Source organism: Pseudomonas atacamensis (genome assembly GCF_017167965.1).
Classification (GTDB): Bacteria; Pseudomonadota; Gammaproteobacteria; order Pseudomonadales; family Pseudomonadaceae; genus Aquipseudomonas; species Aquipseudomonas atacamensis.
Genome location: NZ_CP070503.1, coordinates 806,586 through 833,354, shown reverse-complemented (window position 1 = coordinate 833,354; position 26,769 = coordinate 806,586). Strand labels below are relative to the sequence as shown.

The following is a 26,769-nucleotide window of genomic DNA, read 5'->3' as shown; positions in this document are numbered from 1 at the left end:
GGAGACATGAAGATCTGCTCCCTTCCCCCTCGCCCCCTTGGGGGAGAGGGTTGGGGTGAGGGGGTAAGCTCTTGATCTTCGCTTCACCCGCGACCGTCCGTAACACCACCGAAACTTTCCCGCCCCCGCCGCAGTCATCACAGAACATCGGCAACACGAGGACTTTCTACGGGAGGATGGGATGGCGACGATTCACATCGGTATTTCAGGCTGGCGCTACGCCCCGTGGCGCGGGGATTTCTACCCGGAGGGACTGGCGCAGAAGCGCGAATTGCAGTTCGCCTCCCGCGCGGTCAACAGCATCGAAATCAATGGATCGTTCTACGCCCTGCAACGCCCCGAACGTTACGCCCAGTGGTACGCCGAAACGCCCGATGACTTCGTGTTCAGCGTCAAGGCGCCGCGCTTCATCACCCACGTGCGCCGCTTGCGCGAAATCGAAAAACCGCTGGCGAATTTCTTTGCCTCGGGCGTGCTGGAGCTGAAGGAAAAACTCGGGCCGATCCTCTGGCAGTTTCCGCCAAACTTCAAATTCGACGCCGAGCGTTTCGACCAGTTTCTCGCGCAACTGCCCCACGACACCCAAGCCGCAGCAGCCCTCGCCCGCCAGCACGATTCGCATCTGCCCGGCCACGCCAGCGTCAAAGCCTGGAGTAAAAAGCCGTTGCGCCATGCCGTGGAAATTCGTCACGAGAGTTTTATCGACCCGGAGTTCGTACGCCTGCTCAAGCGCCATAACACCGCGCTGGTGGTCGCCGACACCGCCGGCAAATGGCCGTACCGCGAAGACCTCACCAGCGACTTTGTCTACCTGCGTTTGCATGGCGCCGAAGAGCTCTACGCCAGCGGTTATTCCGAACAAGCGCTCAAGCGCTGGGCCGAGCGCATCGACGCCTGGCATCACGGTAAACAGCCAGAGGACGCCCACCTGATAGCGCCACGCCTGAAACCCCGCGCGCGCAAATCCCGCGAAGTGTTCTGCTACTTCGACAACGACATCAAAGTCCGCGCGCCCTACGACGCACGCAACCTCTTGCAGCGCTTCGACCTCGATAAAGACCTCGCCACGACTCCCGGGCAAGTTGCCGCAGAAGGAGTTCTGTCATGAGCATTCCCGAACCGGTCGGTTTTACCGACGAAGGCTCCGTGGTTGCGCCCTCGGTGCGCACTTTCACCGTACTGACGGTCAACACCCATAAGGGTTTCACTGCACTGAACCGGCGTTTCATTCTGCCGGAGCTGCGTGAAGCGGTGCGCAGTGTGGCTGCCGACGTGGTGTTTCTGCAGGAAGTCCACGGTACTCACGAGCAGCATCCGAAACGCTACGACAACTGGCCGACGATGCCGCAGTACGAATTTCTCGCCGACAGCCTCTGGCCGCAATTCGCCTACGGGCGCAACGCCGTGTACCCGGCGGGCGATCACGGCAATGCGCTGCTGTCGAAATTCCAGATCATCCGCCACGACAACCTCGACGTGTCGATCAGCGGCCATGAGAACCGCGGCCTGTTGCATTGCGTGCTGCGCCTGCCTGGCGACGGCACCGAAGTGCACGCGATCTGCGTGCATCTGGGCCTGCGCGAGAGCCACCGCAATGCGCAACTGGATCTGCTGATGCAACGTCTCGCCGAATTGCCCGCCGATGCCCCAGTGATCGTCGCTGGCGATTTCAACGACTGGCGCCAGCGCGCCGATGCGCAGCTCAAGCCCTGTGGCCTGCGCGAAGTGTTCGCCGAGCAGTACGGCAAGCCGGCGCGCAGCTTTCCCGCGCGGCTGCCAGCGCTACGACTCGACCGCATCTACGTACGCAACCTCAAGGCCAGCCGGCCAAAAGTATTGACGAACCGGCCCTGGTCCCACCTTTCCGACCACGCACCGTTATCGGTGGAGATTGAACTATGAACAGTGCGCCACTGGAAAAATCCGCCGTCGACCCGGTTCCGCTAAACCCGCCGGTGCGCGAACCCGGCCACGTTGACGTCGAGTATCAATGGCACAGCAATAACCGCGTAGAGCTGCTGGAGAACGGCGAGGAATATTTCCCCCGGGTATTCGAAGCGATGCGCGCAGCCAAGAGCGAGATCCTGCTGGAGACCTTCATCGTCTTCGAAGACAAGGTCGGCGCCGAGTTGCAGCAAATCCTCATCGAAGCCGCCCAGCGCGGCGTGCGCACCACGGTCAGCCTCGACGGCTTCGGCTGTGGCGAGCTGAGCACCGGCTATCTGTCGGCCTTGAGCGATGCCGGCGTGCATTTGCAGATCTTCGATCCGGCGCCAAAGCACTTGGGCATCCGCACCAACTGGTTCCGCCGCTTGCACCGCAAGATCGTGGTGGTCGACGGCTTGATCGCGTTCATTGGCGGGATCAATTTTTCCGGCGATCACCTGGCCGATTTCGGCCCTGAAGCCAAGCAGGATTACTCGGTTGAGATCCAAGGCCCGGTGGTCGCCGATATCCATCACTTCGCCCTGCTGCAAAGCGGTCGTCCCGGACGCGCGCGGTTCTGGTGGCAGCGCCGGCGCCAGCGTCTGGAGGAAATGGCCTTCACCGATCACGACGGCCAGGTGCGCCTGGTGTTCCGCGATAACGATCAACACAACACCGATATCGAAGACGTCTATCTGCAGGTGCTGCGCAAGGCCAAGCGCCGGGTGATCATCGCCAACGCCTACTTCTTTCCCGGCTACCGTTTGCTGCGCGAAATCCGCAACGCCGCCCGCCGTGGCGTCGAGGTGCGGCTGATCCTGCAAGGCCAGCCGGACATGCTCGTGGCGAAACTGGCGGCGCGCATGACATACGATTATCTGCTGCGTGCCGGCGTGCAGATTCACGAATACTGCCAGCGCCCGCTGCACGGCAAGGTCGCGCTGGTCGACGATGACTGGAGCACCGTGGGCTCGAGCAATCTCGACCCGCTGAGCCTGTCGCTGAATCTGGAAGCCAACGTGCTGATCCGCGATCGCGCGTTCAATCAGCACCTGTACGAACGCCTCGAAGACCTCAGCCAGAACCACTGCAAAGCCATGGACGCCAAACTCTTGCCGCGTGGGCGCATCTGGCACATGACCGTGGGGTTTCTGGTGTTCCACTTCCTGCGGCACTTTCCGGCCATGGCCGGTTGGCTGCCGGCGCATAAACCGCGTCTGAAGCCTTTCCGAGGTGCGCGTCCATGAGTCATTCCGAAGTGCACTCCGATAGCCATTCGGCACAGGCGGCGCCGTCGAAATGGAGCCGCTGGAAACGTCCGCTGACCATCCTGTTTTTCCTCGCGCTGATCGTCCTGTTGACGATGTTCGCCACGCGCATCGAATGGGCCGAGGTGCTGGAAACCCTCGCCGATTTCAAGGTGCGCACGCTGATCATCGCCGCCAGCCTGACCCTGCTGAGTTTTCTGGTGTACGCCAGTTTCGACCTGATCGGCCGCACCTACATTCGTCAGGACCTGACCTGGAAGCAGATCCTGCCGGTGGGCATCATCAGCTACGCCTTCAACCTCAATCTCAGCGCCTGGGTCGGCGGCATCGCCATGCGCTATCGCCTGTATTCGCGGCTGGGCGTAAGCAAAGGCAACATTGCCAAGATTCTCGGCCTGAGCCTGGCGACCAACTGGTTCGGCTACATGACCATCGCCGGCGTAGTGTTCAGCAGCGGTCTGGTGACGATGCCGCCGGGCTGGAAGCTCAGCAGTTCGGCCTTGCAACTGGTCGGTGTGTTATTGCTGCTGGTCAGCGCCGGCTATCTGGCGGCGTGTCAGTTTTCCAAGCGCCGCGAGTGGTCGATTCGCGGCGTGGAAATCAACCTGCCGTCGCTGCGCATGGCTGTGCTGCAATTGCTTTTGGGCGCGCTGAACTGGTCGCTGATGGCGGCGGTGATCTTCACTCTGCTGCCGAGCAAACTGGATTATCCGCTGGTGCTCGGCGTGCTGTTGATCAGCGCGATTGCCGGGGTCATCACGCACATTCCGGCGGGGCTGGGTGTGCTTGAGGCAGTGTTCGTGGCGCTGCTGCAGCACGAGGCATCACGCGGCAGTCTGGTCGCGGGATTGCTGGCGTATCGGGCGATCTATTTTCTGCTGCCGCTGTTGATTACGGTGGTGATGTATCTGGTGGTGGAAGCCAAGGCCAAGGCGTTGCGCATCGAGAAGAAACCGTCCTGACCGTGCATTGCTGCTGATGGCCCCTTCGCGAGCAGGCTCGCTCCACAAACTGTGGGAGCGAGCCTGCTCGCGAAGGGGCCGGTACATGCGAAACATCATCTGGATTGGATAATGCTCAACCGCTCCCCCACCACCATCTCGGTAATCCAGTCCACCAGAATCGAGGTGTAGGCCTGCTGCGAAACCGGATCGCTCAATGCGTGATCCGCGCCATCGATGATCCGGTGGGTCAACGAGTGAGTCTGCTGACATGCGGCGCGGTAACTCATGATCGTCGCGTGGGGCACGAAATCGTCGGTTTCCGATTCCACCAACAGCACGTCGCCAGTGAATTGCGAGCAGGCATGCAGGGCGCGATTGCTGTCGGCGCGCACCAGCGTGCCGCGATAATCGCGCAGGTCGGCCTTGTCCAGATCGCGTTTGGGCGTGTGCCATTGCTCGTCGCGGTACAGCGCCGGTACGCGCAGCGCCAGCCAGCGCACCGGGCGCAATGACGTCAGGATCGAGGCCAGATAGCCGCCATAACTGGTGCCGACCACAGCGATCGCCGAGGTATCCAGCGCCGGGTGCGCCAGCAAGCGATCGTAGGCCGCCAGCAAATCACGCAGATTGTCTTCACGGGTCACCCGGGTCAGCGGAATTCCGGTGCCGCCGGTGTGCCCGCGCAGGTCGAAGGTCAGGCAAACGCAACCCAGGCCGGCGATACCTTTGGCCCGTTCCAGATCACGTTCCTGACTGCCGCCCCAACCGTGAACAAACAACACCCCCGGGACTTTCGATTTGGGACTGAGAAAAGTCCCGCTCATCTGTTCGTCATCAATGTCGATTTGAATGCTTTCGCTTCTAGCCGTCATAGGATTGGACCATCACATATTTGAGAAGAAACGCGCTGTTTTCAGCCGGACCGCGATAGACCTCGATGGCGTCCGCCGGCAGCGCCTGATCGGTATAGGTTTCCACCGACGACACGCGAATCGCGCGCATCTGTGGATCGTTGACGAAGCTTTGCAGCGCCGCCACTTCGGCGCTGCTGGCACCGCCCATGCGCCAGGATTGTTCGAGCACGCCGCTGCGCGGGTTGCCGCTGGCGTCGAGGCCCTGGGCGATATCGTAATTGCGCCGCGAGGCGAAGAAGCGCGGGTAAGCTTCGTTGGCGGCACTGTCGAAGACCTGCGCCTGCTCGATGGCCAGACGCACATCATCAGGCAGATCCAGCGCGAGCAATTGGTCATAGCCCCCTTGCACCACCAGCAGATTCGAACCGCCGTAGACCTCTTCGCCCACGCCGTCCTCGGTCAAGTATTGATCACCGCAGTAGCTCAACACTTTGCCGCCGATGAACGACTGGCCGACGCTGTGGGTGACGACGTTGCTCAAGTCCTGCTCCAGCACTACGCCGTCCTTGAACAGATTTTGCGCCTCGGGCCGCGCGAGGATCTCATCGAACGCGTCGAGGCTTTTGATCACTTCCTGACCGCGACCGGCGCAAGCGTGAACCGGCTTCAAGCGAATCGGCCCGGCGTACAGCAAATGTTCTGCGGCGGGCCGTGCATCTTCCAGGGCAAATACGCTGACACCGTCGAGCACAACGTTGCGCACCCGCTCCGAAAACAGCGGCGACCAGCCCTGCGGCGCGTGCGCCAGATGACTGCGCAAACCGTGGCTGATGGCTTTGGTGCAGATGAAATCGTATTCGACGTAACCGCCCCACAAGTCATCGGGGCCGTTGATGCCAAGTGCTTGCGCGTGGGCCGCGCCGACGATGGTTTGTGTCGGCAGCAGATAGACGTCGCGACCCGAATGTTTGGCCGGGTCGTAACTGCCGCCGAACTTGCAACCGAGAATCTGCGCCAACCAGCGCGCCAGAGCCTTGTTGGTCTCGACTTCATGTTGCGGCGCCTCGGCACGCACCGAATGGGCAACGACGATTTTGTTGCTGGGTGTCGGGGTCATGCGTTCCCCTTGCATCAGTCGATGGGTTCACTCAGGGAATTTGCAGAGATCAGGCCAATCAACGATCCCCACGAACCGCCCGATAATCGGGAGCTTGCCGTGACTGTGCTGGCATCACGCCTGTTTCAAACTGCACGACAGCGGGCAAAACTCCGGCAAATTGCACGATCTCTCATCCTCGCCGCGATCATTGTGGGAGCGAGCCTGCTCGCGAAAGCGTAGTGTCAGCCGACTACAATTCTGTGGATCCAGCGCCTTCGCGAGCAGGCTCGCTCCCACATTAGTTCATGGTCGTTCTGGGAGCGGGGTTCACACCAAACCGCCCCCGGTACTCACTCGGCCCCAACCCGGTAATCTTCTTGAAAATCGCGCGAAACGCGCCCGGATCCTGATAGCCCACCGTCCAGGCAATGTGGTCGATCGTGCCATTGGTGAACTCGAGCATTTCTCGCGCTTTGCCAACCCGCAGGTGCTGGCAATACTCGGTCGGTTTCAAGCCTGTAGCGGCGCGGAATCGGCGCAGGAAAGTGCGTTCTTCAAGGCCCGCGCGCTCGGCCATCGCGTTCAGCGAAACATCCGTCGCCCCGGTGCTTTGCAGCCAGTGCTGGACCTTGAGAATCGCCGCGTCGCCATGGCTGAGAATCGGCGCAAAATTGCTTCCGCATTCGCTGGCGCTGTCGCTGTGTTCCATCACCAGAAAACGCGCGGTCGCGGTGGCGATGCTCGGGCCGAGCAAGCGATCGACCAGGCGCAGTCCCAGTTCCGACCAGGCCATCAGCCCCGCCGTGGTAATCAGGTCACCGTCGTCGACAATCGGCGTGTCGGCCTTGAGTTTGATCTTCGGGTAACGCTCGGCAAACGCCTGGGCCGAGGTCCAGTGGGTGGTGGCGCTGCGACCGTCGAGCAAGCCGCTTTCGGCGAGCATCAACGAGCCCACACAAACACCACCAAGGGTTGCGCCGTGCGCATGCTGATCGCGCAGCCAGTGCGCGAGACTCGCGGTCATCTGCGCCGCATCGAACCCGCCAAGGGACGGCGGAATCAGCACGGCGAGCAAAGCGTCTTCGGCACCGGGATGACTGTCATAGACCCGCATGGGCGACTGCTCGCCCTCGACCTGCCAGTGACTGACTCGCAGCACGGGCAACTGCACAGCCTGATACTCGGCGGCAATGCGGTTGGCCACCGCGAACAGGTCGGTCAGACCGTGCACCGCCGCCAGTTGCGCGCCGGGGTAAATCAGCACGCCCATTTCAGCGGTGGCGGCTCTTTGTGCAGCCATTGTCAGTTTTCCCCCGTCTATTGTCGGTGCGGCCAATCCTCGAATCCTCGGCCAGCGTCAATACTGAGGCCACACCCAATCACCGTCTCGAGGACAATCCCATGGCCAAGCAAGCGCTCATCGTAGTCGATATCCAGAACGACTACTTCCCCCAAGGCAAGTGGCCGCTGGTCGGCGCCGACGCCGCTGCCGACAACGCCGCACGGCTGATCGCAGCCTTTCGCGAAACGGGCAATCCGGTGGTGCACATTCGGCATGAATTCACCTCCGAGGATGCGCCGTTTTTCACTCCCGGCTCCGAAGGCGCGAAACTGCATCCGAAAGTGCTCAACCGCGCCGACGAGCCGGTGGTGCTCAAGCACTTCGTCAACTCGTTCCGTGAAACCGAACTGAAAGCGGTGCTCGACGAACACGGCATCACCGACCTGGTGGTGGTCGGCAGCATGAGCCATATGTGCGTCGATGGCATCACCCGCGCGGCGGCGGACATGGGGTATGCGGTCACGGTGGTTCACGATGCCTGCGCCAGCCGTGATCTGGAATTCAATGGCCTGACGGTGCCGGCCGCCCACGTGCACGCAGCATTCATGGCGGCGCTGGGTTTCGCCTATGCCAGCGTGGTATCGACTGAGCAGTTCCTGGGCAGCAACGCCTAGCAACAACTGCGCAATCCCCTGGCCCGCCGCGTTGCGGGCCTTTTTGCGTCTGTCACGAAAATCTCACGCGTGAGTCATTGATGGCACTTTGCATTGGTTGTAGTGTGGCCCACGCGTGAGACGCTCATAACCGGATTCCAGCCATGACAAGCCGCACTCGGACGACTGCCGCAGCCAGCCCCAAGGGCGAGCGTGGCAAGACGTCGGCGAAAAAACCATCGAGCTTCTACATGAAGCAGATGCGCGCAGGCCTGGCCGCCGCCGGTTATGTGAAACACGAAACTTGGGTGCTTCCGGAAAACCGAAGCTTGCTCAAGCAAATGGAGCAACAGCTACGCCAACCGATTCTGGCTGGCTCTTTCATGTCGGAGAAATACATGAGCGCAGGCAACAACTGGACCATCGACAGCCTCTTCAATGCCCTCAAGGCGCTGGAAGAGGTGGCTTCCCAAGAGATTTCGCTGTCCCTGATCCAGAGCTCCGAGCCGAGCATCAAGCTGGAAATGAACGAATTCGGCGGCCTGCCGATTCACATCGCCCTGGCCGGTCAGCAGATCATCGTCGACACCGTGCTGGTGGACATCGATTCGATCAGCAACGTCCAGGCGTTCAACGATGCCGTGCTGCGCAGCCGCGAGATGTTCCCGCTGTCGTCGATCGGGATCGAGTCGATGCCGAACGGGCAGACCGTCTACAACATGTTCGGCGCCCTCAGTGCTGATTCGAGCCTGACCAACGTGGTCACCGAGGTGAAAACCCTGGTCGACAACGTGCAGCGCGCCAGCGAAGCCTTCGAACACTTCTTCAAGTAATCAACAGGGAATATCCAATGACTCAGTCCATCTGGAGCAAGTTGTTCACCGCACTGCGCGGCGGCGCCAATGAAGTCGGCGAAGCCATCGCCGACCAGCAGGCCCTGCGCATCCTCGATCAGGAAATCCGCGACGCCGACACCGCGCTGTCCAATGCCCGCCGCGAACTGGTGACGATCATGGCCAAGCACAAACTGGCCGCCGACCGCGTCAGCGAATACGACGCCAAGATCAAGGACCTCGAAGCCAAGGCTGTAGCCGCGTTGAATGCCGGCCGTGAAGACCTGGCGCTGGAAGTGGCCGAAGCGATTTCGACCCTGACCAACGACCTCGCTGCCGAGAAGAAACTCAGCGATGAATTCGGCGCCTACGCCGACAACATGCGCAAAGACATCAGCAAAGCCGAATCGCGAATCAAGAGCCTGCGCCAGCAAGTGGACATGGCCAAGGCCCGCGATAGCGTGCAGAAAGCCCAGGTCAGCGCCTCGATTGCCAGCGGCGGCGCCAACGGCAAACTGGAAACCGCAGTCGGCACCCTGAACCGCCTGCAAGCCAAGCAGCAGCAACGCGCTGCCGAACTGAACGCCGCAGACGAACTGGCCGACGCCTCCACCGGTAACGATCTGGAACGCAAATTGCGCGACGCCGGCATCACGCCGAACGAAGGCAGCGCCAATGCGATCCTTGAGCGGCTGAAGCAGAAGTCCGCGCAGTAATCACTGAACGGTAACTTGTGGGAGCGAGCCTGCTCGCGAAAGCGTCGTGACAGTCAAATAATCGAGTGACTGACACAACCCATTCGCGAGCAGGCTCGCTCCCACATGGTTTCACGGCGTAATTGCCTCTGCTCGTTCACCGCTTCGCCCGTTACACTACCGCCACTTTTTCACCCCCGAACACCTCCACCCGCTTCAAGGAACGTACCCATGGGATGGTTTAAAGACTTGCTCGGCACCAGCAATTGGCAGACCGCTGCGCCAACGAGCACCGGCGCCAGCGGTCCACTGGGCATGGCACAAGGCAAAGGCGTGCGCTTCGACACGACCCTGGCATTGCTGCTGGAAGGCTCGACTTCGGTGCGGGTGCCATTCGATCAAGCGGTGTGGAGCGCCGGCTGGGTCGATCTCGGCCAGTCCAACAAGCTGCACCGCTACTACATGAACGACGAGGATTTCTGGGTGCAGATCCACGTCACCGGCGACGATCAGGTCGAGTCGGTCACCCTGTTCAATTACCTCAGCTATGTAACGGTCAACAGTGACGCCGAACTGCAGCGTCTGGCTGGCCCCAACAGCCTGATCGGTCTGCCGACCTACCACCACGACGGTGTTGAATACACCCGTGAATGGGGCACCGAACTGCATCAGACCGAACTGGTGCCAATGACCGAACACGTGGTCAACCCGGACGAGTCCTACACCATCAAGCACCACGCCATGCTGTATGCCCGCGACACCGGTCTGACCGATCGCCGCGAACTGCTGCTGTTCTCCGTCGAACAGGACGAAGAAGGCACCGTCAGCCTGAGCACCTCGCTGGGCATCTCGCTGTACACGACTGATTTGAGCGCCATTTAAAAAAGGAAGTTTTTCATGCTGGAAGTCTTGGCCGTTTCCCTGAACAAAACCGCGCTGGTCGGTTTTGTCGTCTACCTGATCGGCGCCGTGTTGCTGTTCATGCTGTTTCAATTCGTCTACACGCGCATTACCGCGCACAAGGAATTCGAACTGATCCGTGCCGGCAACACTGCCGCCGCCATTGCCCTGTCCGGGGCGATCATCGGTTTCGCCATTCCGGCGAGCAACGTGATCGCCTACTCGGTCAACGTGCTCGACTTCGTCCTCTGGGCGGTCATCGCCGCCGTCGTGCAGCTGTTGGCGTTCGTTGCGACCGGGCTGGTGCTCAAGGGCACGTCCCAGCGCATCGCCAACGGCGAAGTCGCCGCCGGCATTTATGTCGCCGCCGTGGCGATCAGCGTCGGCATGCTCAATGCCGCGTGCATGACACCGTCCCACTGACCGGCAGGAAGCCTCTCGATGAAACGCAGCAAATACGTGCAATTGTCCCTCGCCGCGTCGGTGGCGATGGCGATTTCCGGTGAAGCAGCGGCGCTGGATCAGCCGCGCAACTTCCAAAGCGTTGAACAGTGTGTCGACGCCGAAGTGGCCGCCGATCTCTGCTCCAGCGCCTACGTCGCCGCCCTGAACGAACACCGGCGCATCGCCCCGTCCTACACCGACAAGGCCAAGTGCGACGCAGACTTTGCCGCTGGCTGGTGTCAGAAAAATTCCGATGGCCGTTTCGTGCCGAAACTCGGCGGCTTCAAAGTGCCCGGCAATGCCGAGACGCCGCAAGATCTCGATGCCATCGCCAATTCGCAAATGCCGGCGGGCGACTCCACCACCAGCAGCAGCAGCGCAAGCCACGGCGGCTCGCACTATTCCGGTGGCTCAGGTGGCGGCGGCAATGGCTGGCTGACCGGCTGGCTGATCGGCAACGCAATGAGCAACAACGCCGAACGCACCGTTTACCGTGATCGCGAAACGCGCCAGCCGTACAACACCTCAACGCAGTACCGCCGAGCTGACACAACCTCGCGCAGCCAGTCGGATTACGAGAGCAGCAAGAGCAAACCGGTGAACGTTGCGTCGTCGACTTCGCGCGGCGGCTTCGGCAGCCAGTCCAGCGCCCGCAGCGGTTGGGGTGGCTGGGGCAGCAGTTCCGGACGCTCGAGCAGCTGACATGAAAAAGATCCACTGCGCCGAGCGCCCCGACTGGAAACACACCGCCGAAAGCCTCGGTTTCCTGTTCCACACCATCGACGACGAACCGTACTGGGACGAAAGCGCCTACTACCAGTTCAGCCTCGCGCAGATCGAAAACGATCTGGAAGACCCGACCACCGAACTGCACGAGATGTGCATGGATCTGGTTGATCGCGTGGTCAACAGCGAGGAGTTGCTCGATCGCCTCAGCATCCCGGCGGCATACTACGACATGATCCGCACCTCCTGGCGCGAGGGTCATCCGCATCTGTACGGTCGCATGGACTTTTCCTACAGCGGCAACGGGCCGGCGAAACTGCTGGAGCTCAACTACGACACGCCGACCAGCCTCTACGAGGCGGCGGCGTTTCAGTGGGGCTGGCTGGAACAATGCATCGAACGCGGCACCTTGCCCCGGCATGCCGACCAGTTCAACAGCATCGACACCAAGCTGCATCAGGCTTTCGCCGAGTTGCAGTTGAAGCGGCCGTTCTACTTTGCCTCGATGAAGGACTCGGTCGAGGACAAAGGCACCACCGATTACCTGCGGCTGATCGCGGAAAAGGTCGGCATCGAATCACGCCACATCGATATCGAAGACATCGGCCTGACGGCTGAGGGTCGTTTCGTCGATCTACAGGATCGCTGGATCCCGCATCTGTTCAAGCTGCACGCCTGGGAATTCATCTTCCACGAACCGTTCGGCGCGGCGATCGCCGAATGCGATACGCAGTTTTTCGAACCGGCGTGGAAGGCGATCCTGTCGAACAAAGGTGCGCTGCCGCTGCTGTGGGAATTGCACAAGGGACATCCGAATCTGCTCGCCGCGCACCTTGATCCGAATCCGCAGAGTGGCGTGCCGAAGGGCTGGGTGCGCAAGCCGTACTTTTCCCGCGAAGGTGCCAACATCGAACTGCAAACAGCGGAAGGTCTGATTGTCAAAGAGGACGGGCCTTACACCGATGCGCCGTTCATCCTGCAGGAGTTCGCGCCGCTGCCGAAGTTTGGCGACAGCTACACGCTGATTGGCTCGTGGGTGATTGGTGATGAGGCGGCAGGGATTGGTGTGCGCGAGGACAACAGTCTGATCACCAAGGATTCAAGTCGATTTTTGCCGCACCTGATCTTGGATTAAGACGAAGTTACCTTGTGGGAGCGAGCCTGCTCGCGAAAGCGTCCTGTCAGTTACAGGTGCATCGACTGATCTGACGCATTCGCGAGCAGGCTCGCTCCCACAGGTAATCGAACATAACCGTAAATATTGCCTCACAAAAAAGGCCCGTCGTTTAAGCGACGGGCCTTTTTCATTCAAAGCGGTTACAGCGGTAAATCAGAACGGAATATCGTCATCGAAGCTGTCGAAATCCGGAGCCGGTTGCGGTGCGGCCTGCTGAGGCGCCGGAGCCGAACGCTGCTGTGGAGCCGACTGCTGCGGGCGTGGAGCCTGCTGACGTGGCGCCTGCTGCTGGTAGTTGTTGCCGCCTTGCTGGTCGCCCTGTTGTGGACGGCCGCCGAGCAGTTGCATGGTGCCTTGCATGTCGACCACGATTTCAGTGGTGTAACGCTTGATGCCGTCCTTTTCCCACTCGCGGGTCTGCAGCTTGCCTTCGATGTACACCTGCGAACCCTTGCGCAGGTATTCACCGGCGATCTCGGCCACCTTGCCGAACATCGATACGCGGTGCCATTCGGTCTTCTCGACCTTCTGACCGGTCTGCTTGTCGGTCCATTGTTCGCTGGTGGCCAGACTCAGGTTGGTCACGGCGTTACCGTTAGGCAGGTAGCGAACTTCGGGATCCTGGCCGCAAGTGCCGACCAATATGACTTTGTTAACCCCACGGGCCATAACGTTCTCCTAAGCGTCGCACGCAGCCCCGGCCGGGTTGTTGACCAGGCGTTCGAGGGTGGTGCGATCCACTAATTCTTTGTCCAGTTTGATGTAAACAGCCGCCTCTTCGGCGACTATCACTGCATCTGTTACCCCTACCAGGGCCTTGAGGCGCTCGACCAGACCCGCTTCGCGGATCGCTTCGGGCGACAACGGCAAGCGCAGGCTCGTCACGTAGGGAGGTTCGCGCATGGTAACAGCAAAGGCCAGCCAAAGTGCAGCCAGCGCGGCGCATCCGAGGAACACAACCGACAGACCGCCATGCTGGAACAACCAGCCGCCGAGTATCCCGCCGAGTGCCGAACCGAGGAACTGGCTGGTGGAGTACACGCCCATTGCCGTGCCCTTGCCGCCTGCCGGTGAAACCTTGCTGATCAGCGACGGCAACGACGCCTCGAGCAGGTTGAACGCGGTGAAGAACACTACCGTGCCGATCACCAGAGCGCGCAGGCTGTCGCCGAACTGCCAGAAGAATAGTTCAGTCAGCATCAGTGTCATGACGGCGCCGAGCAAAACTCGTTTCATTTTGCGTCGCTTCTCGCCGTAGATGATGAAAGGGATCATGGCGAAGAACGAAATCAGCAGCGCGGTGAGGTAGACCCACCAGTGCTGTTCCTTGGGCAGACCGGCTTTTTCCACCAGTGCCAGCGGCAAGGCGACGAAGCTCGACATCAACATGGCATGTAACACAAAGATGCCCAGATCCAGGCGCAGCAGGTCCGGGTGCTTGAGCGTCGGCATCAGCGCCTGCCGGGCCACGCCGGATTCCCGGTGCTGCAACGGCCCGGTGGATTGCGGCACCATGAACATGATGATCAGGATGCCGAGCAGCGCCATGGCGCCAGTGGCGAGGAACAGCCCGGACAGCCCGAACGCACTGGTCAGTAACGGCCCGACCACCATGGCCACGGCGAACGACAGGCCGATGGTCATGCCGATCATCGCCATGGCTTTGGTCCGATGCTGCTCGCGGGTCAGGTCGGAAAGCAGCGCCATCACCGCTGCGGAAATCGCCCCGGCGCCTTGCAGGATCCGCCCGGCGATCACACCCCAGATCGAATCGGCCTGGGAAGCCAGAACACTGCCGAGAGCGAAGACGATCAGGCCGAGGTAGATCACCGGCCGGCGACCGATGCGGTCGGAAATGATCCCGAACGGAATCTGGAAAATTGCCTGGGTCAGACCGTAAGCGCCAATCGCCAGCCCGATCAGGGCCGGGGTCGCTCCCGCCAGATCCATGCCATAGGTCGCCAGCACCGGCAACACCATGAACATGCCAAGCATACGGAAGGCGAACACCAGGGCCAGACCGCTCGCCGCGCGGGTCTCGCTGCCACTCATGCGTTCGCTGTGGGGATCGTGCATGGAAAAACCTCGTGTGAACCGGCGGCGATTCTACCAGTCCCATCGGAAGACGGGGTATATCGCGACGCTATGACGCGTATAGATGAAACTCTCTTCATGAACGGCAAAACGCCCTTCGTTGGATAGTGTGCATCCATCCAGTATTTGCCCGTATACTCCTACGTTTTCGACGCCCGCCAAGCGAGGCCACTTTGGACAAGATCCTGATACGTGGGGCCCGTACCCACAACCTGAAGAACATCGACCTGACCCTGCCGCGGGACAAACTGATCGTCATCACCGGCCTGTCCGGATCCGGCAAGTCGTCCCTGGCGTTCGACACGCTGTATGCCGAAGGTCAGCGCCGCTATGTCGAATCGCTGTCGGCCTATGCCCGGCAGTTCCTGTCGATGATGGAGAAACCCGACGTCGACACCATCGAAGGCCTGTCGCCGGCGATCTCCATCGAACAGAAGTCGACCTCGCACAACCCGCGCTCCACGGTCGGCACCATCACCGAAATCTACGACTACCTGCGCTTGCTCTATGCCCGCGTCGGTACGCCGCGTTGCCCGGATCACGACATTCCACTGGAAGCGCAGACCGTCAGCCAGATGGTCGATCTGGTGCTGGCGCAGCCGGAAGGCAGCAAACTCATGCTGCTGGCGCCGGTGATCCGCGAGCGCAAGGGCGAACACCTGTCGGTCTTCGAAGAATTGCGTGCGCAAGGTTTCGTCCGCGCCCGGGTCAACGGGCGGATCTGCGAGCTCGACGAGCTGCCGAAGCTGGATAAACAGAAGAAGCATTCGATCGATGTGATCGTCGACCGCTTCAAGGTCCGCGCCGATCTGCAGCAACGTCTGGCCGAATCCTTCGAAACCGCGCTGAAACTTGCCGACGGCATTGCCCTGGTCGCGCCGATGGACGACGAGCCCGGCGAAGAAATGATCTTCTCCGCACGCTTCGCCTGCCCGATTTGCGGCCATGCGATCAGCGAGCTGGAACCCAAGCTGTTTTCCTTCAACAACCCGGCCGGCGCCTGCCCGACCTGTGATGGCCTGGGTGTGAAACAGTTCTTCGACATCAAGCGTCTGGTCAATGGCGAGCTGACCCTGGCTGAAGGTGCAATACGCGGCTGGGACAGGCGCAACGTTTATTACTTCCAGATGCTCGGCTCACTCGCCTCGCACTACAAGTTCAGCCTGGATAAACCCTTCAACGAGCTGAGCGCCGAGCAGCAGAAGTTCATCCTGCACGGTAGCGGCTCGCAGAACGTCGACTTCAAATACCTCAACGACCGTGGCGACATCGTCAAACGCTCGCACCCGTTCGAAGGTATCGTGCCGAATCTTGAGCGTCGTTACCGCGAAACCGAATCGGCGAGCGTGCGCGAAGAGCTGGCCAAGTTCCTCAGCCATCAGGCCTGCCCGGATTGCCGTGGCACGCGTCTGCGCCGTGAAGCCCGGCACGTCTGGGTCGGGGAGAAAACCCTGCCGGCAGTGACCAATCTGCCGATCGGCGATGCCTGCGAATATTTCGGTGCGCTGAAGATGACCGGTCGGCGTGGCGAGATCGCCGACAAGATCCTCAAGGAAATCCGCGAGCGTCTGCAATTTCTGGTCAACGTCGGCCTCGACTATCTGTCGCTGGATCGCAGCGCGGACACGCTCTCCGGTGGCGAGGCGCAGCGGATTCGTCTGGCCAGCCAGATTGGCGCCGGCCTGGTAGGTGTTCTGTATATCCTCGATGAACCATCCATTGGCCTGCATCAGCGCGACAACGATCGGCTGCTCGGTACGCTCAAGCATTTGCGCGATATCGGCAACACGGTGATCGTGGTCGAGCATGATGAAGACGCGATTCGTCTGGCTGACTATGTCGTCGATATCGGCCCGGGCGCAGGTGTACACGGCGGGCGGATCGTTGCCGAGGGCACGCCGGATGAAGTCATGGCGCACCCGGATTCGCTGACTGGCAAATACCTGTCCGGCCGGGTGAAGATCGAAGTGCCGGCCAAACGCACGCCGCGCAACAAGAAGCTCAACCTGTCGCTCAAAGGTGCGCGTGGCAACAACCTGCGCAACGTCGATCTGGACATCCCGATCGGCCTGCTGACTTGCGTGACTGGCGTATCCGGTTCGGGCAAATCGACCCTGATCAACAACACGCTGTTCCCGCTCAGCGCCACTGCACTGAATGGCGCGACCACGCTGGAAGCGGCTGCGCATGACAGCATCAAAGGTCTGGAACATCTCGACAAAGTCGTCGATATCGACCAGAGCCCGATCGGCCGTACGCCGCGCTCCAACCCGGCGACCTACACCGGGCTGTTCACACCGATCCGCGAACTGTTTGCCGGCGTGCCCGAGTCGCGCTCCCGGGGTTACGGCCCGGGGCGTTTCTCGTTCAACGTCAAGGGCGGTCGCTGCGAAGCGTGCCAGGGCGATGGCCTGATCAAGGTGGAAATGCACTTCCTGCCGGACATCTACGTGCCCTGCGACGTGTGCAAGAGCAAGCGCTACAACCGCGAAACCCTTGAGATCAAATACAAGGGCAAGAGCATCCATGAAACCCTCGAAATGACCATCGAGGAAGCACGGGAGTTCTTCGATGCGGTGCCGGCACTGGCGCGCAAGCTGCAAACGCTGATGGATGTCGGCCTGTCCTACATCAAGCTCGGGCAGTCGGCGACGACCCTGTCCGGCGGTGAAGCACAGCGGGTCAAGTTGTCGCGCGAACTGTCCAAGCGCGATACGGGCAAAACCCTGTATATCCTCGATGAGCCAACCACCGGCCTGCACTTCGCCGATATCCAGCAATTGCTCGACGTCCTCCATCGTCTGCGCGACCACGGCAACACCGTGGTGGTGATCGAGCATAACCTCGATGTGATCAAGACCGCTGACTGGTTGGTGGACCTCGGTCCTGAAGGCGGTTCCAAGGGCGGGCAGATCATTGCCACCGGTACGCCGGAGGAAGTTGCCGAGATGAAGCAATCTCACACCGGCCATTACCTCAAGCCGCTGCTGATCCGCGATCGGGCTTAACTGCCAGGCATGAAAAAACCCCTGTCACCGTTGAAGTGACAGGGGCTTTTTTGTAGCCGTGCAATCAGGACGCGTGGGACTGCAGGTAGTTCTCGAGACCGATCAGCTTGATCAGGCCCAGCTGCTTTTCCAGCCAGTAGGTGTGATCTTCTTCGGTGTCGTTGAGCTGAACCCGCAGAATTTCGCGGCTGACATAGTCCTTGTGTTGCTCGCAAAGTTCGATGCCTTTGCACAGCGCAGCGCGGACTTTGTATTCGAGGCGCAGATCAGCTTCGAGCATCGTAGGCACCGTGGTGCCGACATCCAGATCATCCGGACGCATGCGCGGCGTGCCTTCGAGCATCAGAATCCGCCGCATCAATGCATCGGCATGGCCGGCTTCTTCTTCCATCTCGTGGTTGATGCGCTCGTAGAGCTTGGTGAACCCCCAGTCCTCATACATCCGCGAATGAACGAAATATTGGTCACGCGCGGCCAGCTCGCCGGTCAGCAACGTATTGAGGTAATCGATTACATCTGGGTGGCCTTGCATCGCCCTACATCTCCCTTCCTGAAAGTCTGTAGTTTGAACCAACCTGACCGGAAGGTCACTCGCTTCGCGCAATAAAAGCGAAGATATTCTGAGAAAAGCGGGCCAAATAACGCAAAAACCGCCCAAATGAGGGCGGTTCTGCTTCTCGTTTAGACTACGTTAAGCTGTCAGTTGAGCAGCTTTGCGATTGCTTCTCCATACGCCGGATCGGCTTTGTAGAAATGCTGCAACTGGCGATCGACGACGTCGCTGGAAACACCCGCCATCGCACCGGCAATGTTGCTGACCAGCAATGCTTTCTGCTCGTCGCTCATCAAGCGGAACAAGGCACCGGCATGGCTGTAGTAGTCGGTGTCTTCGCGGTGATCATAACGATCGGCGGCACCGCTCAAGGCCAGCGCTGGCTCAGCGTAATGTGGCGCTTGCTTCGGCGACTCAACGTAGCTGTTCGGTTCATAGTTCGGCGCCGCGCCACCATTGCTGCCGAAAGCCATGGAGCCGTCACGCTGATAAGTATTCACCGGGCTGCGCGGAGCGTTCACCGGCAATTGCTGGTGATTGGTGCCCACACGGTAACGGTGCGCGTCAGCGTAGGCGAATACACGGCCTTGCAGCATGCGGTCTGGCGACAGACCGACACCTGGCACCATGTTGCTCGGGCCAAACGCAGCCTGTTCAACTTCAGCGAAGTAGTTCAACGGGTTGCGATTCAACTCCAGCTCACCAACTTCGATCAACGGAAACTCCTTCTGCGACCAAGTCTTGGTCACGTCGAACGGATTCTCGTAATGAGCCGCCGCTTGCGCTTCGGTCATGATCTGAATGCACACGCGCCATTTCGGGAATTCACCGCGCTCGATGGCCTCGAACAGGTCACGCTGCGCATAGTCCGGGTCGGTACCGGCCAAACGGGCGGCCTCGGCTGGCGCCAGGTTCTTGATGCCCTGCTGGGTCTTGTAGTGCCACTTCACCCAGTGACGCTCTCCTTTGGCGTTGATCAGGCTGTAGGTGTGGCTACCGAAGCCGTGCATGTGACGGTAGCCGTCAGGGATGCCACGATCAGAAAACAGGATGGTGACCTGGTGCAGCGCTTCAGGCGAATGCGACCAGAAATCCCACATCATCTGCGCGCTTTTCAGGTTGCTTTGCGGCAGACGCTTTTGCGTGTGGATAAAGTCAGGAAATTTCAGCGGATCGCGGATGAAGAACACTGGCGTGTTGTTGCCGACGATGTCCCAATTGCCTTCCTCGGTGTAGAACTTCAAGGCGAAGCCGCGCGGATCGCGCTCAGTGTCGGCCGAACCACGCTCGCCACCTACGGTGGAAAAGCGCAGAAAGGTTGGCGTTTGTTTGCCTACCGATTCGAACAACTTTGCGCTGGTGTATTCGGTGATGTCACGGGTGACGGTGAACGTACCGTAAGCGCCCGAGCCCTTAGCGTGGACACGGCGTTCTGGAATGTTTTCACGGTTGAAGTGCGCAAGTTTTTCGATCAGATGGAAATCGTCGAGAAGCAGCGGACCGCGTGGGCCGGCGGAACGGGAATTCTGGTTGTCAGCGACTGGCGCGCCACTGGCGGTTGTAAGCGTCTTGGTCTGGCTCATGCGGTCTTCTTCCTCTGTCAGTCTTGAACTGCCGGCTAATGGGCTTGGCGGGAAGTATTGATCATCGACGTTACAGCTACAAATTCATTAACTTGCAGGCATCGATAGATAATTACTAATTATGTTTTCCCGGCACATAGTGGCAGTTCAACCATGTCAGAAACTTGTACGGACGACGCATTTCTTACAGGCACAAAAAACCGGGCACTAGGCCCGGTTCTTTGTTTCAGACTGACGTCTTACTCGGCGGATACAGCTTCGCCAGCAGTAGCACGATCAACCAACTCGACGTACGCCATAGGCGCGTTGTCGCCAGCGCGGAAACCGCACTTGAGGATGCGCAGGTAGCCACCCTCACGGGTAGCGTAACGCTTGCCCAGGTCGTTGAAGAGCTTACCAACGATAGCTTTCGAACGAGTACGGTCGAAAGCCAGACGGCGGTTAGCCAGGCTGTCTGTCTTGGCCAGAGTGATCAGCGGCTCGGCAACGCGGCGCAGTTCTTTGGCTTTTGGCAGAGTAGTTTTGATCAGCTCGTGCTCGAACAGCGACACCGCCATGTTTTGGAACATGGCCTTGCGGTGCGAGCTGGTGCGGCTCAGGTGACGACCACTTTTACGATGACGCATGGTTCATTCCTTACCAAACACTACGTTCGGTGATTACGACGATCAGGCAGTCGCCTTGTCGTCCTTCTTAAGACTTGCAGGCGGCCAGTTGTCGAGGCGCATGCCGAGGGACAGACCGCGGGAGGCCAGAACGTCCTTGATTTCAGTCAAGGATTTCTTGCCCAGGTTCGGAGTCTTCAACAGCTCTACTTCGGTACGCTGAATCAGGTCGCCGATGTAGTAGATGTTTTCCGCCTTAAGGCAGTTAGCCGAACGTACAGTCAGTTCCAGATCGTCAACCGGGCGAAGCAGGATCGGATCGATCTCGTCTTCCTGCTCGACAACCAGCGGCTCACTTTCACCTTTGAGGTCGACGAACGCAGCCAGCTGCTGTTGCAGGATGGTTGCAGCGCGACGGATAGCCTCTTCAGGATCCAGGGTACCGTTGGTTTCCAGATCAATAACCAGCTTGTCCAGGTTGGTACGCTGTTCGACACGGGCGTTTTCCACCACGTAAGCGATACGGCGAACCGGGCTGAACGAAGAGTCGAGCTGCAAGCGACCGATGCTGCGGCTTTCGTCTTCATCGCTCTGACGCGAGTCGGCTGGTTCATAACCACGACCACGAGCTACGGTGAGCTTCATGTTCAGGGCGCCGTTAGACGCCAGGTTAGCGATTACGTGATCGGGATTAACGATCTCGACATCATGATCCAGCTGAATATCGGCAGCGGTAACCACCCCCGAACCCTTCTTCGACAAGGTCAGCGTAACTTCGTCACGACCGTGCAGCTTGATGGCCAGACCTTTAAGGTTCAACAGGATTTCAATTACGTCTTCCTGTACACCTTCGATGGCGCTGTACTCGTGGAGCACACCGTCAATCTCGGCCTCGACTACTGCGCAGCCGGGCATTGAGGACAACAGGATGCGGCGCAGCGCGTTGCCCAGGGTGTGGCCAAAACCACGCTCGAGAGGCTCGAGAGTGATCTTGGCGCGGGTTGGACTGACAACCTGCACATCAATGTGGCGGGGTGTCAGGAACTCATTTACCGAAATCTGCATGGATGCACCTATTTTCTAGCCCTTACTTGGAGTAGAGCTCGACAATCAGGCTTTCGTTGATGTCGGCGGACAGATCACTGCGAGCAGGAACGTTCTTGAAAACGCCCGACTTCTTCTCAGTGTCTACTTCTACCCATTCTACGCGGCCACGTTGGGCACACAGATCGAGAGCTTGGACAATGCGAAGTTGGTTTTTTGCTTTCTCGCGAACTGCAACCACGTCACCAGCACGAACCTGATACGACGGAACGTTTACGGTCTGACCGTTTACGCTGATCGACTTGTGCGATACCAGCTGGCGGGATTCGGCACGAGTCGAACCAAAGCCCATACGGTATACAACGTTGTCCAGACGGCATTCGAGCAGTTGCAGCAGGTTTTCACCGGTTGCACCTTTCTTGCCAGCAGCTTCTTTGTAGTAGCCGCTGAACTGACGCTCGAGAACGCCGTAGATACGACGGACCTTCTGCTTTTCACGCAGTTGGGTGCCGTAGTCGGACTGGCGACCGCGGCGTTGGCCGTGGATACCAGGTGCTGCTTCAATGTTGCACTTCGATTCGATCGCGCGCACGCCGCTCTTCAGGAAGAGATCGGTGCCTTCGCGACGAGCGAGTTTGCATTTTGGACCAATGTAACGAGCCATTCTTTACAATCTCCTGGATTACACGCGGCGCTTCTTCGGCGGACGGCACCCGTTGTGCGGGATTGGCGTCACGTCGGTGATGCTGGCGATCTTGTAGCCACAGCCGTTCAAAGCGCGGACTGCGGATTCACGACCTGGACCTGGACCCTTGACGTTTACGTCGAGGTTTTTCAGGCCGTATTCCAGCGCAGCTTGACCAGCACGCTCAGCAGCTACTTGAGCAGCGAACGGGGTGGACTTGCGGGAACCGCGGAAACCCGAACCACCGGAGGTAGCCCAGGAAAGAGCGTTACCTTGACGGTCGGTAATGGTCACGATGGTGTTGTTAAAAGATGCATGGATGTGGGCGATGCCATCAACCACTGTCTTTTTAACTTTTTTACGAGGACGAGCAGCAGGTTTTGCCATGATTAAATTCCTGTCGATTCGCTGGGGCGATTACTTGCGGATCGGCTTACGCGGACCTTTACGGGTACGCGCGTTGGTCTTGGTACGCTGACCGCGTACTGGCAGACCACGACGATGACGCAGACCGCGATAGCAACCGAGGTCCATCAAGCGCTTGATTTTCATGTTGATTTCGCGACGCAGGTCACCTTCAGTGGTGAACTTCGCCACTTCGCCACGCAGCTGTTCAATTTGCTCGTCGCTCAGATCTTTGATCTTTGCTGCTGGGTTTACCCCAGTCACTGCACAGATCTTCTGTGCAGTAGTGCGACCAACACCATAGATGTAGGTCAGCGAGATAACAGTATGCTTGTTATCTGGAATGTTAACGCCTGCAATACGGGCCATTCAGTGGGACTCCAATTGACAGCTACCTACGCCCCGGAAGCCAAGAAATAGGGCGCGAGATAATATCGCTGTAATAACAAATAATCAACCCGGTAGCGCACTAGCTACCGGGCTTGAAGCACAATCACACTCAGCCTTGGCGCTGTTTGTGACGCGGTTCCGCGCTGCAAATTACTCGAACAACACCTTCGCGGCGAATAATCTTGCAGTTACGGCACAGCTTTTTCACCGATGCACGAACTTTCATCACCAACTCCTCGAACCTTATGGGTACTCAGCGCAACATGCCGCTGCCGTAACCCTTCAGGTTGGCTTTCTTCATCAGGGATTCGTACTGGTGCGAAACGAGGTGCGATTGTACTTGGGACATGAAGTCCATCACAACCACGACCACGATCAGCAACGAGGTCCCGCCAAGGTAGAACGGAACGTTTGCTGCAACCACCAGGAATTGGGGCAACAGGCACACGGCCGTCATGTAAAGAGCACCGAACAGGGTCAAGCGGGTCAGAACGCCATCAATATAGCGCGCAGACTGCTCACCTGGACGGATGCCCGGAATAAAGGCACCGGACTTCTTCAGGTTTTCCGCTACGTCTTTCGGATTGAACATCAACGCCGTATAGAAGAAGCAGAAGAAAATAATCCCTGCACTAAACAGCAGAATATTCAACGGCTGACCAGGAGCGATCGACTGCGAGATGTCCTGCAACCAGCCCATACCTTCAGACTGACCGAACCAGGCACCCAACGAAGCCGGAAACAGCAAGATGCTGCTCGCGAAAATAGCCGGAATAACACCGGCCATGTTCACCTTCAGCGGCAAGTGGCTTGTCTGCGCAGCAAAAACCTTGCGGCCCTGCTGACGCTTGGCGTAGTGAACAGCAATACGACGCTGACCACGCTCAATGAACACCACGAAACCGATAATCGCTACTGCCAGCAAACCGATGGCAACCAGTGCGAAGATGTTGATATCACCCTGACGCGCAGACTCGAAAGACTGCCCGATTGCTCTCGGAAGACCGGCGACGATACCCGAAAAAATCAACATCGAGATACCGTTGCCAACACCACGCTCAGTAATCTGCTCACCCAGCCACATCATGAACATCGCACCAGCCACAAATGTGGTTACCGCGACGAAATGGAAGCCAAAGTCACCAGTGAACGCGACGCCCTGCCCGGCCAGACCAATGGACATGCCAATAGCCTGGACCAGAGCGAGAGCGACGGTGAGGTAGCGGGTGTACTGGCTAATCTTGCGACGGCCAGCTTCACCTTCCTTCTTCAACTGCTCCAGCTGCGGGCTGACGGCGGTCATCAGTTGCATGATGATCGATGCCGAAATGTACGGCATGATCCCCAGTGCAAAGATGCTCATCCGTTCCAGCGCGCCGCCGGAGAACATGTTGAACAAGCTAAGAATGGTCCCCTCATTCTGTCGAAACAGGTCTGCGAGTCGGTCCGGGTTGATACCTGGAACCGGGATGTGTGCGCCTATTCGGTAGACGATAATCGCCAGGAACAGAAAACGCAGACGAGCCCAGAGTTCAGACATACCGCCTTTGCCGAGCGCAGAGAGAGCACCTTGCTTAGCCATTTATTCCTCGAACTTGCCGCCAGCTGCTTCGATAGCCGCACGCGCACCTTTGGTGGCGCCGATTCCCTTGCCGATAGTGACAGCGCGAGCCACTTCACCGGACAGCATGATTTTCACACGCTGTACGTTGACGTTGATCACGTTGGCATCTTTCAGGGACTGCACAGTAACGATGTCGCCTTCCACTTTGGCCAGCTCGGACAAACGCACTTCTGCGCGATCCATGGCTTTCAGGGAAACGAAACCGAACTTAGGCAGGCGACGATGCAGCGGCTGTTGACCGCCTTCAAAGCCTGGAGCGATGGTGCCACCGGAGCGGGAGGTCTGACCTTTGTGACCACGGCCACCAGTCTTGCCCAAACCACTACCGATACCACGGCCCGGACGATGCTTTTCGCGACGGGAACCCGGCGCTGGACTCAGATCATTGAGTTTCATCGATTAACCCTCGACACGCAGCATGTAGTAAGCCTTGTTGATCATCCCGCGATTCTCGGGAGTATCCTGGACTTCTACAGTGTGACCGATGCGACGCAGACCCAGACCCTTAACGCACAGTTTGTGGTTAGGGATGCGGCCGGTCATGCTTTTGATCAGCGTAACTTTAACGGTAGCCATGATTACTTGATCTCCTCAACACGCAGGCCACGCTTGGCAGCGATGGACTCAGGAGACTGCATAGCCTTCAGACCCTTGAAAGTGGCGTGAACCACGTTTACCGGGTTAGTCGAGCCGTAGCACTTGGCCAGAACGTTCTGAACGCCAGCAACTTCGAGGACAGCACGCATAGCGCCGCCAGCGATGATACCGGTACCTTCAGAAGCAGGCTGCATGTACACCTTCGAAGCGCCGTGAGCGGACTTCATTGCGTACTGCAGAGTGGTGCCATTCAGGTCAACTTGAATCATGTTGCGGCGAGCAGCTTCCATTGCCTTCTGGATCGCAGCAGGCACTTCACGCGACTTGCCACGGCCGAAGCCAACACGCCCTTTACCATCACCAACCACGGTCAACGCGGTGAAAGTGAAGATACGGCCGCCTTTAACGGTTTTGGCTACGCGGTTAACTTGAACCAGCTTCTCGATGTAGCCTTCGTCGCGCTTTTGGTCGTTATTTGACATAACTTAGAACTCCAGCCCAGCTTCACGAGCAGCATCAGCCAGCGCTTTAACGCGGCCGTGGTACTTGAAGCCAGAGCGGTCGAAAGCCACTTGCGATACGCCAGCGGCCTTAGCACGCGTAGCGACCAGCTGGCCAACCTTTGTGGCCGCGTCGATGTTGCCAGTGGCACCATCACGCAGTTCTTTATCCAAAGTCGAGGCACTTGCCAGGACTTTGTTGCCGTCGGCCGAGATGACCTGGGCGTAGATGTGCTGCGACGAGCGGAACACGCAGAGACGCACGACTTCGAGTTCGTGCATTTTCAGGCGTGCTTTGCGAGCGCGACGCAGTCGAGTAACTTTTTTGTCGGTCATTTGCTATGCCCTACTTCTTCTTGGCTTCTTTACGACGGACGACTTCGTCCGCGTAGCGCACACCTTTGCCTTTGTACGGCTCTGGTGGACGGAAGTCGCGGATCTCGGCGGCCACTTGACCTACCAGCTGCTTGTCGATGCCCTTGATCAGGATATCGGTCTGGCTAGGAGTCTCAGCGGTGATGCCTTCCGGCAGTTCGTAATCCACTGGGTGCGAGAAGCCAAGAGCCAGGTTCAGAACCTGACCTTTTGCTTGCGCTTTGTAACCAACACCGACCAGCTGGAGCTTGCGCTCGAAGCCTTGGCTTACGCCCTGGACCATGTTGTTCACCAACGCACGCGTGGTACCGGCCATTGCGCGAGTTTGTTGATCGCCATTGCGAGCAGCGAAACGCAGCTCACCAGCTTCTTCAACGATCTCAACGGACGAATGGATGTTCAGTTCAAGAGTACCCTTGGCACCCTTCACCGAAAGCTGTTGGCCTGCGAATTTGACTTCGACACCGGCTGGCAGCTTAACGGGGTTCTTAGCGACGCGAGACAT

General features: G+C 59.1%; 31 protein-coding genes. 12 read left to right on the top strand and 19 right to left on the bottom strand.

What is annotated here, in order from left to right:
• Positions 1-181: 181 nt before the first annotated feature.
• Genes JWU58_RS03875 through JWU58_RS03860 form a run of 4 tightly spaced genes read left to right on the top strand, consistent with a single transcriptional unit; the run spans position 182 to position 4,156 of the window.
• On the top strand, positions 182-1,108 hold the full coding sequence (locus tag JWU58_RS03875; protein WP_123443239.1) for a DUF72 domain-containing protein: 927 nt from the start codon (positions 182-184) through the stop codon (positions 1,106-1,108).
• The gene (locus tag JWU58_RS03870) at positions 1,105-1,902 is read left to right on the top strand and encodes an endonuclease/exonuclease/phosphatase family protein (protein ID WP_056790768.1); all 798 of its coding nucleotides are present in this window, start codon (positions 1,105-1,107) and stop codon (positions 1,900-1,902) included. Before JWU58_RS03875 ends, JWU58_RS03870 begins: the two co-directional genes overlap by 4 nt.
• Positions 1,899-3,173 carry a cardiolipin synthase ClsB gene (clsB, locus tag JWU58_RS03865; RefSeq protein WP_016772961.1) on the top strand — a complete coding sequence of 425 codons (1,275 nt, stop codon included), beginning with the start codon at positions 1,899-1,901 and terminating at the stop codon, positions 3,171-3,173. Before JWU58_RS03870 ends, clsB begins: the two co-directional genes overlap by 4 nt.
• On the top strand, positions 3,170-4,156 hold the full coding sequence (locus JWU58_RS03860) for a lysylphosphatidylglycerol synthase domain-containing protein (protein ID WP_024014510.1): 987 nt from the start codon (positions 3,170-3,172) through the stop codon (positions 4,154-4,156). The genes clsB and JWU58_RS03860 overlap by 4 nt, the downstream gene beginning before the upstream one ends.
• A 95-nt stretch (positions 4,157-4,251) precedes the next feature.
• Here JWU58_RS03860 and JWU58_RS03855 read toward each other — a convergent pair whose 3' ends face one another.
• From JWU58_RS03855 to JWU58_RS03845, 3 genes are all read right to left on the bottom strand, one after another.
• Complete coding sequence (locus JWU58_RS03855; protein WP_016772959.1) at positions 4,252-5,010, bottom strand: alpha/beta hydrolase family protein; 759 nt, start codon at positions 5,008-5,010, stop codon at positions 4,252-4,254.
• Positions 5,000-6,109, bottom strand: coding sequence for a DUF3182 family protein (locus JWU58_RS03850; protein WP_206421494.1), 1,110 nt, complete (start codon positions 6,107-6,109; stop codon positions 5,000-5,002). Before JWU58_RS03850 ends, JWU58_RS03855 begins: the two co-directional genes overlap by 11 nt.
• 280 nt (positions 6,110-6,389) lie before the next feature.
• A complete protein-coding gene (locus JWU58_RS03845; RefSeq protein ID WP_110603735.1) occupies positions 6,390-7,391 on the bottom strand; it encodes a GlxA family transcriptional regulator in 1,002 nt (333 codons plus the stop codon).
• Positions 7,392-7,492: 101 nt separating this feature from the next.
• On the opposite strand from JWU58_RS03845, the gene JWU58_RS03840 reads away from it, so the two are divergent.
• From JWU58_RS03840 to JWU58_RS03810, 7 genes are all read left to right on the top strand, one after another.
• Positions 7,493-8,047, top strand: a complete 555-nt coding sequence (locus tag JWU58_RS03840; RefSeq protein ID WP_206421493.1) for a cysteine hydrolase family protein — start codon at positions 7,493-7,495, stop codon at positions 8,045-8,047.
• A 230-nt stretch (positions 8,048-8,277) separates the two neighbouring features.
• Positions 8,278-8,859, top strand: coding sequence for a YjfI family protein (locus JWU58_RS03835; RefSeq protein ID WP_223631314.1), 582 nt, complete (start codon positions 8,278-8,280; stop codon positions 8,857-8,859).
• Positions 8,860-8,876: 17 nt separating this feature from the next.
• Positions 8,877-9,575, top strand: coding sequence for a PspA/IM30 family protein (locus JWU58_RS03830; protein WP_016772954.1), 699 nt, complete (start codon positions 8,877-8,879; stop codon positions 9,573-9,575).
• Between the two features lie 210 nt (positions 9,576-9,785).
• A complete protein-coding gene (locus JWU58_RS03825) occupies positions 9,786-10,436 on the top strand; it encodes a DUF2491 family protein (protein WP_024014515.1) in 651 nt (216 codons plus the stop codon).
• Positions 10,437-10,451: 15 nt separating this feature from the next.
• Complete coding sequence (locus JWU58_RS03820; RefSeq protein WP_016772952.1) at positions 10,452-10,877, top strand: DUF350 domain-containing protein; 426 nt, start codon at positions 10,452-10,454, stop codon at positions 10,875-10,877.
• A gap of 18 nt (positions 10,878-10,895) precedes the next feature.
• Positions 10,896-11,600, top strand: a complete 705-nt coding sequence (locus JWU58_RS03815) for a DUF1190 domain-containing protein (protein ID WP_016772951.1) — start codon at positions 10,896-10,898, stop codon at positions 11,598-11,600.
• Between the two features lies 1 nt (position 11,601).
• Entirely contained in the window at positions 11,602-12,759 is a 1,158-nt protein-coding gene (locus tag JWU58_RS03810) for a glutathionylspermidine synthase family protein (protein WP_123443235.1), read from the top strand.
• A 195-nt stretch (positions 12,760-12,954) separates the two neighbouring features.
• Here JWU58_RS03810 and JWU58_RS03805 read toward each other — a convergent pair whose 3' ends face one another.
• Together JWU58_RS03805 and JWU58_RS03800 are read right to left on the bottom strand one after the other, a co-directional pair.
• A complete protein-coding gene (locus tag JWU58_RS03805; protein WP_016772950.1) occupies positions 12,955-13,470 on the bottom strand; it encodes a single-stranded DNA-binding protein in 516 nt (171 codons plus the stop codon).
• Between the two features lie 9 nt (positions 13,471-13,479).
• The gene (locus JWU58_RS03800) at positions 13,480-14,877 is read right to left on the bottom strand and encodes an MFS transporter (RefSeq protein ID WP_016772949.1); all 1,398 of its coding nucleotides are present in this window, start codon (positions 14,875-14,877) and stop codon (positions 13,480-13,482) included.
• Between the two features lie 191 nt (positions 14,878-15,068).
• Here JWU58_RS03800 and uvrA point away from each other — a divergent pair, with 191 nt between their 5' ends.
• Complete coding sequence (gene uvrA / locus JWU58_RS03795; protein ID WP_016772948.1) at positions 15,069-17,903, top strand: excinuclease ABC subunit UvrA; 2,835 nt, start codon at positions 15,069-15,071, stop codon at positions 17,901-17,903.
• A gap of 64 nt (positions 17,904-17,967) precedes the next feature.
• Here the strand turns inward: uvrA and bfr are convergent, their stop codons facing one another.
• The 14 genes from bfr to rplF all read right to left on the bottom strand — a co-directional run bounded on the left by bfr (position 17,968) and on the right by rplF (position 26,769).
• Complete coding sequence (gene bfr / locus JWU58_RS03790; RefSeq protein WP_016772947.1) at positions 17,968-18,435, bottom strand: bacterioferritin; 468 nt, start codon at positions 18,433-18,435, stop codon at positions 17,968-17,970.
• Positions 18,436-18,602: 167 nt separating this feature from the next.
• Entirely contained in the window at positions 18,603-20,039 is a 1,437-nt protein-coding gene (locus tag JWU58_RS03785) for a catalase (RefSeq protein ID WP_024014520.1), read from the bottom strand.
• Between the two features lie 239 nt (positions 20,040-20,278).
• Positions 20,279-20,665 (bottom strand): 50S ribosomal protein L17, encoded by a 387-nt coding sequence (gene rplQ, locus JWU58_RS03780; RefSeq protein WP_003176402.1) that lies wholly within the window; start codon positions 20,663-20,665, stop codon positions 20,279-20,281.
• A gap of 42 nt (positions 20,666-20,707) precedes the next feature.
• Complete coding sequence (locus tag JWU58_RS03775) at positions 20,708-21,709, bottom strand: DNA-directed RNA polymerase subunit alpha (protein ID WP_016772946.1); 1,002 nt, start codon at positions 21,707-21,709, stop codon at positions 20,708-20,710.
• Positions 21,710-21,731: 22 nt separating this feature from the next.
• A complete protein-coding gene (gene rpsD / locus JWU58_RS03770) occupies positions 21,732-22,352 on the bottom strand; it encodes a 30S ribosomal protein S4 (protein ID WP_003176404.1) in 621 nt (206 codons plus the stop codon).
• Positions 22,353-22,370: 18 nt separating this feature from the next.
• The gene (gene rpsK, locus JWU58_RS03765; RefSeq protein WP_002555466.1) at positions 22,371-22,760 is read right to left on the bottom strand and encodes a 30S ribosomal protein S11; all 390 of its coding nucleotides are present in this window, start codon (positions 22,758-22,760) and stop codon (positions 22,371-22,373) included.
• Between the two features lie 30 nt (positions 22,761-22,790).
• On the bottom strand, positions 22,791-23,147 hold the full coding sequence (gene rpsM, locus JWU58_RS03760; protein ID WP_003186020.1) for a 30S ribosomal protein S13: 357 nt from the start codon (positions 23,145-23,147) through the stop codon (positions 22,791-22,793).
• A 130-nt stretch (positions 23,148-23,277) separates the two neighbouring features.
• Complete coding sequence (gene rpmJ, locus JWU58_RS03755) at positions 23,278-23,394, bottom strand: 50S ribosomal protein L36 (RefSeq protein WP_002555468.1); 117 nt, start codon at positions 23,392-23,394, stop codon at positions 23,278-23,280.
• Positions 23,395-23,421: 27 nt separating this feature from the next.
• Positions 23,422-24,750, bottom strand: coding sequence for a preprotein translocase subunit SecY (gene secY / locus JWU58_RS03750; protein WP_016772945.1), 1,329 nt, complete (start codon positions 24,748-24,750; stop codon positions 23,422-23,424).
• Complete coding sequence (gene rplO, locus JWU58_RS03745; RefSeq protein WP_011336169.1) at positions 24,751-25,188, bottom strand: 50S ribosomal protein L15; 438 nt, start codon at positions 25,186-25,188, stop codon at positions 24,751-24,753.
• Positions 25,189-25,191: 3 nt separating this feature from the next.
• Positions 25,192-25,368, bottom strand: coding sequence for a 50S ribosomal protein L30 (gene rpmD / locus JWU58_RS03740; RefSeq protein WP_003176408.1), 177 nt, complete (start codon positions 25,366-25,368; stop codon positions 25,192-25,194).
• A gap of 2 nt (positions 25,369-25,370) precedes the next feature.
• Positions 25,371-25,871 (bottom strand): 30S ribosomal protein S5, encoded by a 501-nt coding sequence (gene rpsE / locus JWU58_RS03735; protein WP_007955637.1) that lies wholly within the window; start codon positions 25,869-25,871, stop codon positions 25,371-25,373.
• A gap of 3 nt (positions 25,872-25,874) precedes the next feature.
• Positions 25,875-26,225, bottom strand: a complete 351-nt coding sequence (rplR, locus tag JWU58_RS03730; protein ID WP_003186037.1) for a 50S ribosomal protein L18 — start codon at positions 26,223-26,225, stop codon at positions 25,875-25,877.
• Positions 26,226-26,235: 10 nt separating this feature from the next.
• Positions 26,236-26,769, bottom strand: coding sequence for a 50S ribosomal protein L6 (rplF, locus tag JWU58_RS03725; protein ID WP_003228722.1), 534 nt, complete (start codon positions 26,767-26,769; stop codon positions 26,236-26,238).